Raw genomic sequence first — 11,758 nt, forward strand, 5'->3', positions numbered from 1 at the left:
CGCTCAGAACGCCTTGACCAGGGCGAAGCGCGGCAGGGTCTGGCCCTCGTGCGCGACGCTTTCCTCGAACATGCCGGCCGGGCGCGCCCACAGGCCGAATTCGCCGTAGAGCGCGCGGTACATCACCAGCAACTCGCCGGTTTCGGAGTGGGTGGCGGTGCCCAGCACTTCATAGAGCGGGCCTTTGTAATGGCGATAAATGCCGGGAGCGATTTTCATGGGGCCTCCTTGGGTTTACGGCAGATGGGAGAGGGCGTCGGCCATCAGCTGGAACAGGCCGTCGGCGTCCACCTCGGTCAGGTAGAGCGCGTTGGGCGCGCGGCCGGATTCGCCGTGCCAGTCCACCACGGTGGCGCCGGTGGTGTAGTGGCCGGCCAGTTCCACCACCACGTTGACTTCGCGGCCGCGGAACAGCTCGGGGCGCAGCAGATAGGCGATCACGCAGGGGTCGTGCACCGGCGCGCCGTCCTGGCCCAGCTTTTGCACATCGTAGCGCTCCAGCGAAGTCAGCAGCGCGGCCGCCAGCGGGCCGCAGCGATTGGGCAGGCCGCGCAGCCATTCCACGCGCGCCGGCGTGGTCGTGGCCTGGTGGGTGACGTCCAGCGGCAAGATCACGATGGGCGCGCCGCAGCGCAGCACGATGTCGGCCGCGTGCGGGTCGGTGTGGATGTTGAACTCCGCCGCCGGAGTCATATTGCCGCCGGCGAAATAGCCGCCGCCCATCAGCACGATGCGGCCGATGCGCGCGGCGATGTCCGGCGCGCGGCGCAAGGCCAGCGCGATATTGCTCAGCGGGCCCACCGGGCACAGGGTGACGCTGCCGGCCGGTTCGCGGCGCAGGGTGTCCACGATGAAGTCCACCGCGTGTTCGGCGCGCACCGGCATGGCGGGCTCGTGCAGCGGCGCGCCGTCCAGGCCGCTGGCGCCGTGCACGTGCTCGGCGCCCTGATAGGGCTGGACCAGCGGCCGGTCGGCGCCGGCGTAGACGGGCACGTCGCCGCGGCCGGCCCATTCGCAGACGATGCGGGCGTTGCGGGTGGTCAGTTCCACGCCCACGTTGCCGGCCACTGTGGTCAGGCCGAGCAGCTCGATGTCGGCGCTCGCGCCCAGCAGGAACAGGATGGCGACCGCGTCGTCGAGGCCAGGGTCCGTGTCGAAGATGACGCGATGCTGTTTCATGTCGGCTCCATTGGGCAATGTCATCAAGGGGGCGAAGGATGCCGCAGCGCTTGGCGGCGCGTCAAGGCGAGCTCCGGCGCGCCCGGCTTATCCGGGGCTCCATTCATAGACCCGGAATTCGCTATCCAGTTTAAATCCGGATTGTTCGTACAGCCGCTGCGCGTTCAGATTGCCGTGCGCGGTTTGCAGCGTGAGGCCGCCGCCCAGCGCGGCGACATGGGCCTGGCAACGCTCCAGCAATACGCGGCCGACGCCGCCGCCGCGGCAGGCCGGCGATACGAACAAGTCGTGCAGCAGCCAGTGCGGGCGCAGGGCGAGCGAGGAGAAGCCGGGATAGAGCAGGGCGAAGCCTTGGACGCCGGCGGCGTCTTCCGCCAGGAAGACCACCGCTTCGCCCGTGCTCAGCCGCTGTTCCAGGAAGGTGGCGCAGGCTTCCGCCGGCTGCGCCGTACGATAAAAATCGAGATAAGCCAGAAACAAGGGTAGCCAGCAGCGAACGGATTCCGCGCCGGCCTGGCGGATGGCGATTTGCATTGAATGCCTTTCCCCGCTTTGCGGTACAATATTCGCCTTTTTTCCGGCGATGTTTGCAATGAAATTGGTTCTTGCCCCGATGGAGGGCCTGGTGGACGAGGCGATGCGCGATGTGCTGACCCGGGTGGGCGGCATTGATCTGTGCGTGACCGAGTTCGTCCGCGTCACCTCGGCGCTCCTGCCCACCCGCACTTTCATGCGCCTGGCCCCGGAGCTGGCGCGCGGCGGCAAGACCCGCGCCGGCGTCACGGTGCGGGTGCAGTTGCTGGGTTCGGACCCGGCCTGTCTGGCCGAGAACGCCGCCAAGGCCGCCAGCCTGGGCGCACCGGGCATAGACCTGAATTTCGGCTGTCCGGCGCCCACTGTCAACCGCCATCGCGGCGGCGCCGTCCTGCTCAACGATCCCGAGCTGCTGTTCCAGATCGTCCAGGCGGTGCGCGCGGCGGTGCCGGCCGAAATACCGGTCACCGCCAAAATGCGGCTGGGCTATGAAGACAAAAGCCGGGCCTTGGAATGCGCGCGGGCGCTGGAAGCCGGCGGCGCGCAGGAACTGGCGGTGCACGGCCGCACCAAGGTGGAGGGCTACCGGCCGCCGGCGCATTGGGACTGGATCGCCCGCATCCGCGAGAGCGTGGCGGTGCCGGTGGTGGCCAACGGCGAGGTGTGGACGCTGGACGATTACCGCGCCATCCGCGAGCAAAGCGGCTGCGACACGGTGATGATAGGCCGCGGCCTGGTGGCCTGTCCGGACCTGGCGCTGCGCATCAAGCGCGGGGACGGCGCCGAAGCCATGCTCTGGAGCGAGATGCAGCCCTGGGTGCTGGACCTGTTTCTGCAGTGCCGCGTCCAGTCCGAAGACGGACGCTACCCGGTGGCGCGCACCAAGCAATGGCTGGGGCAGCTCAAGCGCACCTGGCCCGAGGCCGGCGCCTTGTTCGAGCGCATCCGCAGGCTGACCACGCCGGACGATGTGGAACCTGTACTGCGAGACATGCTTGCTAAGTAAATGTACTCATATCTAAATGCTATGGGAATGTGTAGCATTCAATTGCGCGCTGCACTGGTATAGCAGGGCGCTGTGATTCCGGCGGCTCCCCAGCTCCGGCGATTACACTTCCCCGATACCTTGCAGCCCTCCCTACACGGGAGGGATTTTTTTTATCCGCCGCGATGGACTATCAATGAAAAGCGGCCGGCCTGTTGTTTCCCCCTCTTCCCTGCCGCAGCGGCGCCGCCATCGGCGGTTTCCCATCAAAGATTTCATCGCGGAGGCGGCATGGATACGGCCCCGACGGTTAGCTGGCTGGAAAAGCTGATCCCTCAGGCGTGGCACGACAGTCTGACGCTGTTCGTGGCGCTGACGGCCGCCTGCGCCGCCTTGCTCTATCTGCTGCGGCCGGAAGCCCGCAAGTCGACGCTGCGTTCGCTGCTGGCCGCCGCCGTTGCGCTGGTGGTGATCAATCTGGGCCCGCAGGGCGATCAGGCGGTGGCGGAGTGGATCAAGCAGGTGGCCATCATCGTGCTGGGCCTGGCGCTGATCCGGCTATGGGCGATGATGTTGATGCGCTTGTTCCTGCCCTTGCTGCGCCTGCATCCGCCGCGCATTCTGGAAGACATCCTGCTGGTGCTGGGCTGCGTGGGCTGGGGCCTGGTGCTCTTGCGCCTGGCCGGCCTGGACCTGAGCCACATCGTTACTACCTCGGCGGTGATCACCGGCGTGCTGGCGTTTTCCATGCAGGACACGCTGGGCAATATCCTGGCCGGTCTGTCGCTGCAACTGGACAATTCGGTGGAGGTGGGGGACTGGATCAAGTCCGGCGAGCTGTCCGGCCGGGTGGTGGAAATCAATTGGCGCGCCACCCTGGTGGAAACCCGCAACTGGGAAACGGTGGTGATTCCCAACAGCCAGCTGATGAAGGGTCAGTTCGCCATCCTGGGCAAGCACCAGGGCGGCCCGCTGCAATGGCGGCGCTGGGTGTGGTTCAACATCAACTGGGACACGCTGCCCAATCAGATCATCACCGTGGTGGAGCGCTCCTTGCGCGAGGCGCAACTGCCCGGCGTGGCCTTGTCGCCGGAGCCCAACTGTATTTTGATGGGTTTCGAGAACGGCTACAGCAAGTACGCGGTGCGTTACTGGCTGACGGATCTCGCCGCCGACGATCTGACCGATTCCGTGGTGCGCACCCATATCGACGCCGCCTTGCGCCGCCATAATCTGAAAATGTCCTCGCCGCACTACAATGTGCTGACCATCAAGGACAATGAAAAGTATATGGAAGCGCGGATGAAGAAGCACCTGGAAGAGAGGGTGCAGGCGCTGCGCAAGGTGGAGCTGCTGACCAGCCTCAACGACGAGGAGATGGTGGTGTTGGCCGATCAGCTCAAGTTCACGCCCTTCGTCACCGGCGACATCATCATGCATCAGGGCGCGGTCGCGCATTGGCTCTACATCATGCTCAGCGGCGAGGTGGAGGTGTGGGTGAACCTGCCGGACGGCAGCCGCAAGCTGGTGGACGTGCTGGAGGGCGGCAACTTCTTCGGCGAAATGGGCTTGATGACCGGCGAGGCGCGCAGCGGCACCGTGATCGCGCGTTCCAATGTGGAGTGCCTGCGGCTGGACAAGGAGTCCTTCCAGTCCATTCTGAGTTCGCGCAAGGAGTTGGCCGAGGCGATCTCGTCGATTCTGGCGGAACGCCTGGCCGAGCGCACCCGCAAGCTGCCGCAGGATTGGCAGGAGGGCCACGGCTCGCCGCAGCGGGCGGAGCTGGTGGACAAGATCCGGCGTTTCTTCGGCCTGGCCAAGCACTGATCCATTACGGGCTTGGGCCAGGTTTTCCTCAAAACCTGTTTACGATCTGCTGCGCGTCGTGGGACGTCACACGGTGAGTACGGCTTCGAAATGCTCATGTAGCACTTGTACACTCCGCTTTCTCAGCCGCAACGCCTTGTCTCGCCTTAGCTCGCGAGATCGTAAACACGTTCTGACTCAATCCAGCGGGTGGAAGTGCTTGAGGATGCTGGAGAAGTCCAGTTTGCCGAAGCCGGCCTGCGCGTGTTCCTCGTACAGATTGCGGGCCAGCGATCCCAGCGGATTGGCCGCGTGGCTGTGCAGCGCGGTTTCCTCGGCCAGGCCCAGGTCTTTCAGCATCAGTTCAGTCATGAAGCCGCCGCTGTAGCCGCGGCTGGCCGGCGCGTTCTCCATCACCCCGGGCCAGGGGTTGTACAGCTCGGTGGCCCAGTTGCGGCCGGAGCTCTGGCTGATGATGTCGGACAGCACCTTGGGGTCCAGCCCGTTCTTCACGCCCAGCGCCAGCGCCTCCGCGGTACCGGCCATCAGGATGCCCAGCAGCATATTGTTGCAGATCTTGGCGGTCTGGCCGGCGCCGGCGGCGCCGGCGTGGAAAATGTTCTTGCCCATGGCTTGCAGCAGAGGCCGCGCCCGTTCCAGCTCGGCGGCGGCGCCGCCGACGATGAAGGTCAAGGTGCCGGCGGCGGCGCCGGCGGTGCCGCCGGACACCGGCGCGTCCAGCATCTTGAGGCCGGCGGCGTCGGCCGCGGCGGCCACCTTGCGCGCGGTGGCGGCGTCTATGGTGCTGCAATCGATGACCAGGGCGCCGGCCGGCAGTTGCGCGAACAGGCCGGACTCGCCCAGGTACAGGCCTTCCACGTGGCGGCCGGCCGGCAGCATGGAAATCACCGCGTCGGCGCCGCGGACGGCGTCGGCGGCGCTGGCGGCCGCGCGCGCGCCGGCGGCGACCAGCTTGGCCAGCGCGTCGGCGGACAGGTCGAACACGTTCAGCTGATAACCCTGCTTCAGCAGGTTGGCGGCCATGGGGCCGCCCATATTGCCCAGGCCGATGAAGGCGATGGTTTGCATCTTCTCTCTCCTCGATTGTTATTGGAGCGCGGCCAGCGGGTGGTCGGCCTCCGTCCACGGCGAATCGAAATGGCTGTCCACCCAGCCCGGCGGAATATCGCCCAGCTCGCGGCAATGCCATTGCGGCGCGCGATCCTTGTCCACCAGCAGCGCGCGCACGCCTTCGCGGAAGTCCGGCTTGGCGCAGAAGTTGACCGACAGCGCCAGCTCCATGCGCAGGACCTCGGCCAGGGACAGGTGTTTGGCGCGCTGGAAGATTTCCCAGCAGACGGCGGCGGACGTCGGGCAGCCGTGAGCGAAGCTCTTGGCGGCGGCGGCCAGCCACGGGTCTTCAAAGGCGGTGTCGCGCAGCGCGGCGGCCACCGCTTCCAGGCTGCCGCGGTTCATCAACTGATGCACCGCCAGCAGATTGCGGCCGGCGTTGGCCTCCGGCAGCGCCACGTCGCGCTCCATCTCGTTGAGCAGGGCGCTGACCAGGCCGTGGTGGCGTTCCGCCGGCTGCTCCCAGGCCAGATCGCGCAGCGCGGTCAGCAGCGGGGTCTGGCCGTCGGCCGGCAGCACATGGTCGGCCAGATTGCACAGCAAGGCGTCGCCGGCGTTCAGCGGCGCGCCGGTCAGGCCCAGGAACAGGCCGAGCTTGGCCGGCATCCGTTGCAGGAACCAGCTGCCGGCCACGTCCGGGTACAGGCCTATGGTGATTTCCGGCATCGCGATGCGGGTGGCCGGGGTGGCCACGCGGTGGCTGGCGCCGGCCATCAGGCCCAGGCCGCCGCCCATGACGATGCCGCCGCCCCATACGATCAGCGGCTTGCGGTAGCGGTGGATGCGGTAGTCGAGCCGGTATTCCTCGCTGAAGAAGGCGACGGCGTGCGGGTTGGGATAGACCTCGCCGTCTTCCAGCAGCGCGGCGCGCAGCGAGCGCACGTCGCCGCCGGCGCAGAAGGCCTTGTCGCCGGCGCCGCGCAGCAGCACGGCCACCACGGCGTCGTCGTTCTCCCAGGCGCTCAAGCGCGCGTCCAGCAGCCGTATCATATCCAGCGTCAGCGCGTTCAGCGATTTTTCCGCGTTCAGCGTGGCGATGGCGATGCGCTGGCCGCCTCGGACCGGCAGTTCTTCAAACAGTACCAGGTTGGACATGGCGGATTCGTCCTTGGGTGAGGGTCAGGCGTTCTTCCATTGCGGCGCGCGTTTTTCCAGGAAGGCGCGGGTGCCTTCGCCCTGGTCCTGGGTGTCGAACAGCTTGATGAAGCCTTCGCGCTCGTGGATCAGATTGTGAGCCGGCGGCTGCAGCCGCGCGCGCTGCACCAGTTGCTTGCACACCGCCACCGAGGACGGCGACTGGCGCGCGGCTTGTTCCGCCAGCTTGAGCGCGGCGTCCAGCGCCTGGCCCTTGGCCACCACTTCTTCCACCAGGCCGATGCGCTCGGCGGTGCGCGCGTCGATGCGCTCGCCGCACAGAATCATGCGCTTGGCCCAGCCTTCGCCCACCAGCCAGGGCAGGTTCTGGGTGCCGCCGGCGCAGGGCAGCAGGCCGACGCCGGCTTCCGGCAGCGCCATTTGCGCCTGTTCTTCGGCGATGCGGATGTCGCAGGCCAGCGCGCACTCCAGGCCGCCGCCCATCGCATAGCCGTTGACGGCGGCGATGCTGACGCCGCGGAAGGCGGACAAGGCCTCGAAGGCCTCGCCGAACAGCATGGTCATCTCGGTGGCCACCTTTTTGTCGCCGTCGGCGAACAGCTTGAGGTCGGCGCCGGCGGAGAAGAACTTTTCTCCCTGGCCGGTGATCACCAGCGCGTAGATGTCGCGGTCGGCGTTCAGGTCCGCCACCAGCCGCTTCAGCGCGCTCAGGCTGTCGCGGTTCCAGGTGTTGGCCGGCGGATTGTCTATGGTGATCACGGCGGTGTGGCCGCGTTTTTCCACGTTCAGGTGGGCGTAGTGATTCATAGCGTATGCCTTTATGGATTCGGTGTGGATGAGGGAGGCCGGAAAACCCCGCGGCGAGCCGGCGCAACGCAGCATCAGGGATATTCCCGGCTTCGCTCAGCGCAGGGTTTCCAGCGCGCCGTCCTGCAACAGCTTGCGCGCCACGATCATCCGCATCACTTCATTGGTGCCTTCCAGAATCTGGTGCACACGCAGGTCGCGCACATGGCGCTCCAGCGGGAAGTCCTTCAGATAGCCGTAGCCGCCGAACAGTTGCAGCGCGTTGTTGGCCACATTGAAACTCAAATCGGTGGCCAGCCGCTTTGCCATGGCGCAATAAGCACCGGCGTCCGGGCTGGCCTGGTCCAGTTTCCACGCCGCCAGCCGCACCATCTGCCGCGCGGCCACCAGCTCGGTCAGCATGTCCGCCAGCCGGAACTGCACGCTTTGCAGCTCGGCCAGCGGCTGGCCGAATTGCTGGCGTTCCTGCACATAGCGCTGGGCGGCGGCCAGCGCGGCCTGGGCGGTGCCCACCGCGCAGGTGGCGATATTGATGCGGCCGCCGTCTAGGCCCTTCATCGCGAAGGCGAAGCCCTGGCCTTCCTCGCCCAGCCGGTTGGCGGCCGGGATTTCCACATTGTCGAAGGTGATGGCGCGGGTGGGCTGGCTGTTCCAGCCCATTTTTTTCTCTTTCTTGCCGTATTGCACGCCGGGCGCGTCCGCCGGCACCACGAAGGCGGACACGCCCTTGGGGCCGGGGCCGCCGGTGCGCGCCATCACCACCAGCACCTGGGTGCTGCCGGCGCCGGAGATGAACATCTTGGAGCCGTTGAGCACGTAGTGCTCGCCCTTGCGCTCGGCGCGGGTCTTCAGCGAGGCGGCGTCGGAGCCGGCGCCGGGCTCGGTCAGGCAGTAGCTGCCCAGCAACTCGCCGCTGACCATGCGCGGCACCCAGCGCTCGGCCAGTTCCGGGCTGCCGAAGCTGGCTATCATCCAGGCCACCATATTGTGGATGGTCAGATAGGCGGCGGTGGAGGTGCAGCCGGCGGCCAGTTCTTCGAAGACGATGGCGGAGTCCTGCCGCGACAGGCCCAGGCCGCCGTAGGCTTCCGGCGTGTACAGGCCGAGAAAGCCCATCTCGCCGCTGCGGCGGATCACTTCCAGCGGGAAGGTTTCCTCTTCGTCCCATTCGGCGGCGCGCGGCGCGAGCTCGCTGGCGGCGAAGTCGCGGGCGCTGTCCTGAAAGGCGATTTGTTCTTCGGTCAGTGCGAAATCCATGGCGGGCTCCCGGTCAGCGCAGCGAAATGGTGGTGTTGACCTTGCCGCCGCTGGCGGCGTCGTCGAACCAGCGGCTGGTGACGGTCTTGGTCTGGGTGTAGAACAGCACCACCTGCTTGCCGTAAGGGCCGAGGTCGCCCAGCTTGGAGCCGCGCGAACCGGTGAAGCTGAACAGCGGCACCGGCACCGGGATGGGTACGTTGATGCCCACCTGGCCGACGTCGATTTCTTCCTGGAATTTGCGCGCCGCCGCGCCGCTCTGGGTGAACACCGCGGTGCCGTTGCCGTTGGGGTTGGCGTTGACGATGGCGATGGCGTCGTCCAGCGAATCCGCCGCCATCAGACACAGCACCGGGCCGAAGACTTCCTGGTGGTAGACGCTCATTTCCGGTTTGACGCCGGAGAAGATGGTGGGGCCGACGAAGTTGCCGCGCTCGTAGCCGGCCACCTGGATGTCGCGGCCGTCCAGCTCCAGGCGCGCGCCTTCTTCCACGCCGCGGGCGATCAGGCTGGCCACGCGTTCGCGGGCGGCGCAGGAGATCAGCGGGCCCAGGTCCGGGTTGTCCTTGCCGGCGCCCACGCTCAGGCCGCGCGCCTTGGCCACCAGCTCCGGAATCCACTGCTGGGCCTCGCCCACCAGCACCGCCACCGACAGCGCCATGCAGCGCTGGCCGGCGGCGCCGAAAGCGGCCCCGGCCAGTTGGTTCAGCGCCTGTTCCTTATTGGCGTCCGGCAGCACGATGGCGTGGTTCTTGGCGCCCATCATGCACTGGGTGCGCTTGCCGTTGAGGCTGGCGCGCTGGTGCACATGGGTGCCCACCTTGGTGGAGCCGACGAAGGACACCGCCTTGATGTCGCGGTGGTCGCACAGCGCGTTGACCACCTGTTCGCCGCCGTGCACCACATTGAGCACGCCGGGCGGGATGCCGGCTTCCAGCGCCAGCTCCACCAGGCGCATGGTCACCATCGGGTCTTGTTCCGACGGTTTGAGGACAAAGGTGTTGCCGGTGGCGATGGCCATCGGGAACATCCACAGCGGAATCATCGCCGGGAAGTTGAACGGAGTGATGCCGGCGCAGACGCCCAGCGGCTGCAGCACGGTATAGGTGTCGACGCCGCCGGCGACGTTCTCCGCGTATTCGCCCAGTTGCAGATTGCCGATGGCGGATGCGTGCTCCACCACTTCCAGGCCGCGGAAGATGTCGCCCTCGGCGTCGGCCAGGGTCTTGCCTTGCTCGGCGGTCAGCAGCGCCGCCAGTTCCTTCATGTGCTCGCGGATCAACTGCTGGTATTTCAGGAAAATGCGCGCGCGCGCGCCGATGGCGGTTTTCTTCCAACTGGCGAAGGCGGTCTTGGCGGCGCTGACGGCGGCGTCGACTTCGTCCTGAGTGGCCATCGGCACCCGCGCCAGCACCTCCTGGGTGGCCGGATTGACGATGTCGCGCCATTCGGCGCTGCGGGATTCGACGAATTCGCCGCCTATCAGCAATTTGATGGTGGGGACTGCCTGGGTCATGGTGCTGCCTCCGTCTGATCTTGAGTAAAGCCCGTTGCCGGCGGCGCCGGCTCAGGCGTAGCTGTAAAAACCCTTGCCGCTCTTGCGGCCCAAGTGGCCGGCCTGCACCAGTTGGGCCAGCAGCGGGCAGGCGCGGTATTTGCTGTCGCGGAATTCGGTGTAGAGGATGTCCATGATGGATAAGCAGGTGTCCAGGCCGATCAGGTCCGCCAAGGCCAGCGGGCCGATGGGATGGTTCATGCCCAGCTTCATCACGGTGTCGATGTCCTCGGCGCTGGCCAGGTTTTCGTGCAGCGTGAAGGCGGCCTCGTTGATCATCGGCATCAGCACGCGGTTGGAAACGAAGCCGGCGGCGTCCTTGACCGTGACCGGGGTTTTGCCCAGCGCCTGGCTCAATTCGTAGACCAGCCGGTAGGCGGCGTCGCCGGTTTGCAGCGCGCGGATGATTTCCACCAGCTGCATCACCGGCACCGGGTTCATGAAGTGCATGCCCACCACGCGCTCCGGCTGGCTGACCCAGCTGGCGATGCGGGTCAGCGAAATCGACGAGGTGTTGGACGCCAGCACCGCGTCCGGGCGCACCACGGCGGCCAGTTCGCGGAAGATGCTTTCCTTGACCGCGGCGTTCTCGGTGGCGGCTTCCACCACCAGGTCGCGGTCGGCCAGATCGGCCAGGCGGGTGGTGGTCTGGATGCGGGCGAGAATGGCGGGGACGTCGGCCTCGGCCAACTGATCCTTCTTCACCAGGCGCGCCAGGCTGGAGGCGACGGCGGCCAGGCCCTTGTCCAGCGCGGCCTGGCTGACGTCGGCCAGGCGCACTTCGTAACCGTGGCTGGCGAAGACCTGGGCGATGCCGTTGCCCATGGTGCCGGCGCCCACCACTGCGATTTTGGCTTGCATGTTGTTTCCTCGACTATTTGCTCTATGCTGTATTCAAGATAGCTTGACGTTTACGTTAACGTCAATCAACAATGACAAGCGCAACGGCGAATGTTGCGCGAATGGTCCGGCGGCGCCGGGGAGGCGGGAGAGGAAGATGGCGGAGCAGACCTACAGCATTACCGAATTGGCGCAGGAGTTCGACGTGACCACGCGCACCATCCGCTTTTACGAAGACCAGCAATTGCTGGAGCCGCTGCGGGCGGGACAGCGCCGCATTTACAGCCGGCGCGACCGGGTGCGGCTGATGCTGATTCTGCGCGGCAAGCGCATCGGCCTGTCCCTGCAGGAAATCCGCGAGCTGTTCGCGCTCTACGACGCGGCCAGCGACGACGCGCCGCAGCTGCACGAATTCATCCGCATCCTGCAACGCAAGGAACAGCAGCTGCTGGAGCAGATGGAAGACATCAAGGTGGTATTGAGCGAAATTTCCCAATTGCGGCATCAGTGCGAGAAAACGCTGGACAAGCGCGGCGCGGATGCCCGGCAATCGACTTGAGGAGTGAGCA

At 66.5% G+C, this 11,758-nt stretch carries 12 protein-coding genes; 3 read left to right on the top strand and 9 right to left on the bottom strand.

Translation table 11 applies throughout. The features are described from left to right. Positions 1-3: 3 nt before the first annotated feature. The 3 genes from AB1Z25_RS09540 to AB1Z25_RS09550 form a co-directional block, all read right to left on the bottom strand. Positions 4-219 carry a DUF1653 domain-containing protein gene (locus AB1Z25_RS09540; protein WP_043593565.1) on the bottom strand — a complete coding sequence of 72 codons (216 nt, stop codon included), beginning with the start codon at positions 217-219 and terminating at the stop codon, positions 4-6. Positions 220-234: 15 nt separating this feature from the next. Continuing rightward, positions 235-1,179, bottom strand: a complete 945-nt coding sequence (locus AB1Z25_RS09545; protein WP_107799247.1) for a nucleoside hydrolase — start codon at positions 1,177-1,179, stop codon at positions 235-237. An 87-nt stretch (positions 1,180-1,266) separates the two neighbouring features. After that, positions 1,267-1,713, bottom strand: coding sequence for a GNAT family N-acetyltransferase (locus tag AB1Z25_RS09550; protein WP_486637109.1), 447 nt, complete (start codon positions 1,711-1,713; stop codon positions 1,267-1,269). A gap of 58 nt (positions 1,714-1,771) precedes the next feature. On the opposite strand from AB1Z25_RS09550, the gene AB1Z25_RS09555 reads away from it, so the two are divergent. Beyond that, on the top strand, positions 1,772-2,719 hold the full coding sequence (locus AB1Z25_RS09555; RefSeq protein ID WP_486637110.1) for a tRNA dihydrouridine synthase: 948 nt from the start codon (positions 1,772-1,774) through the stop codon (positions 2,717-2,719). A 270-nt stretch (positions 2,720-2,989) separates the two neighbouring features. Next, complete coding sequence (locus tag AB1Z25_RS09560) at positions 2,990-4,525, top strand: mechanosensitive ion channel family protein (protein ID WP_107799244.1); 1,536 nt, start codon at positions 2,990-2,992, stop codon at positions 4,523-4,525. Between the two features lie 177 nt (positions 4,526-4,702). On the opposite strand, the gene mmsB is transcribed toward AB1Z25_RS09560, so the two are convergent. The 6 genes from mmsB to AB1Z25_RS09590 all read right to left on the bottom strand — a co-directional run bounded on the left by mmsB (position 4,703) and on the right by AB1Z25_RS09590 (position 11,210). Further along, positions 4,703-5,593 (bottom strand): 3-hydroxyisobutyrate dehydrogenase, encoded by an 891-nt coding sequence (mmsB, locus tag AB1Z25_RS09565; RefSeq protein ID WP_107799243.1) that lies wholly within the window; start codon positions 5,591-5,593, stop codon positions 4,703-4,705. Between the two features lie 18 nt (positions 5,594-5,611). Beyond that, entirely contained in the window at positions 5,612-6,730 is a 1,119-nt protein-coding gene (locus AB1Z25_RS09570; protein WP_107799242.1) for an enoyl-CoA hydratase/isomerase family protein, read from the bottom strand. 24 nt (positions 6,731-6,754) lie between these two features. Continuing rightward, positions 6,755-7,537 (bottom strand): enoyl-CoA hydratase, encoded by a 783-nt coding sequence (locus AB1Z25_RS09575; protein WP_107799241.1) that lies wholly within the window; start codon positions 7,535-7,537, stop codon positions 6,755-6,757. Between the two features lie 96 nt (positions 7,538-7,633). Continuing rightward, a complete protein-coding gene (locus tag AB1Z25_RS09580; protein WP_107799240.1) occupies positions 7,634-8,794 on the bottom strand; it encodes an acyl-CoA dehydrogenase family protein in 1,161 nt (386 codons plus the stop codon). A 13-nt stretch (positions 8,795-8,807) separates the two neighbouring features. Continuing rightward, positions 8,808-10,310, bottom strand: coding sequence for a CoA-acylating methylmalonate-semialdehyde dehydrogenase (locus tag AB1Z25_RS09585; protein WP_486637111.1), 1,503 nt, complete (start codon positions 10,308-10,310; stop codon positions 8,808-8,810). A 51-nt stretch (positions 10,311-10,361) separates the two neighbouring features. After that, positions 10,362-11,210: a 3-hydroxybutyryl-CoA dehydrogenase gene (locus AB1Z25_RS09590; RefSeq protein WP_166450735.1), complete on the bottom strand. Its 849-nt coding sequence runs from the start codon at positions 11,208-11,210 to the stop codon at positions 10,362-10,364. Positions 11,211-11,346: 136 nt separating this feature from the next. Between AB1Z25_RS09590 and AB1Z25_RS09595 the strand changes: the two genes are divergently transcribed. Beyond that, positions 11,347-11,748 carry a MerR family transcriptional regulator gene (locus AB1Z25_RS09595; protein WP_019101375.1) on the top strand — a complete coding sequence of 134 codons (402 nt, stop codon included), beginning with the start codon at positions 11,347-11,349 and terminating at the stop codon, positions 11,746-11,748. The last annotated feature ends 10 nt before the right edge of the window (positions 11,749-11,758 follow it).

It is taken from the genome of Chromobacterium sp. HL1 (assembly GCF_057418835.1).

What these genes read in the sequence shown, in the direction of transcription:
- AB1Z25_RS09540 (WP_043593565.1), bottom strand. Translation starts at nt 219, where the DNA reads ATGAAAATCGCTCCCGGCATTTATCGCCATTACAAAGGCCCGCTCTAT.
- AB1Z25_RS09545 (WP_107799247.1), bottom strand. Translation starts at nt 1,179, where the DNA reads ATGAAACAGCATCGCGTCATCTTCGACACGGACCCTGGCCTCGACGAC.
- AB1Z25_RS09550 (WP_486637109.1), bottom strand. Translation starts at nt 1,713, where the DNA reads ATGCAAATCGCCATCCGCCAGGCCGGCGCGGAATCCGTTCGCTGCTGG.
- AB1Z25_RS09555 (WP_486637110.1), top strand. Translation starts at nt 1,772, where the DNA reads ATGAAATTGGTTCTTGCCCCGATGGAGGGCCTGGTGGACGAGGCGATG.
- AB1Z25_RS09560 (WP_107799244.1), top strand. Translation starts at nt 2,990, where the DNA reads ATGGATACGGCCCCGACGGTTAGCTGGCTGGAAAAGCTGATCCCTCAG.
- mmsB (WP_107799243.1), bottom strand. Translation starts at nt 5,593, where the DNA reads ATGCAAACCATCGCCTTCATCGGCCTGGGCAATATGGGCGGCCCCATG.
- AB1Z25_RS09570 (WP_107799242.1), bottom strand. Translation starts at nt 6,730, where the DNA reads ATGTCCAACCTGGTACTGTTTGAAGAACTGCCGGTCCGAGGCGGCCAG.
- AB1Z25_RS09575 (WP_107799241.1), bottom strand. Translation starts at nt 7,537, where the DNA reads ATGAATCACTACGCCCACCTGAACGTGGAAAAACGCGGCCACACCGCC.
- AB1Z25_RS09580 (WP_107799240.1), bottom strand. Translation starts at nt 8,794, where the DNA reads ATGGATTTCGCACTGACCGAAGAACAAATCGCCTTTCAGGACAGCGCC.
- AB1Z25_RS09585 (WP_486637111.1), bottom strand. Translation starts at nt 10,310, where the DNA reads ATGACCCAGGCAGTCCCCACCATCAAATTGCTGATAGGCGGCGAATTC.
- AB1Z25_RS09590 (WP_166450735.1), bottom strand. Translation starts at nt 11,210, where the DNA reads ATGCAAGCCAAAATCGCAGTGGTGGGCGCCGGCACCATGGGCAACGGC.
- AB1Z25_RS09595 (WP_019101375.1), top strand. Translation starts at nt 11,347, where the DNA reads ATGGCGGAGCAGACCTACAGCATTACCGAATTGGCGCAGGAGTTCGAC.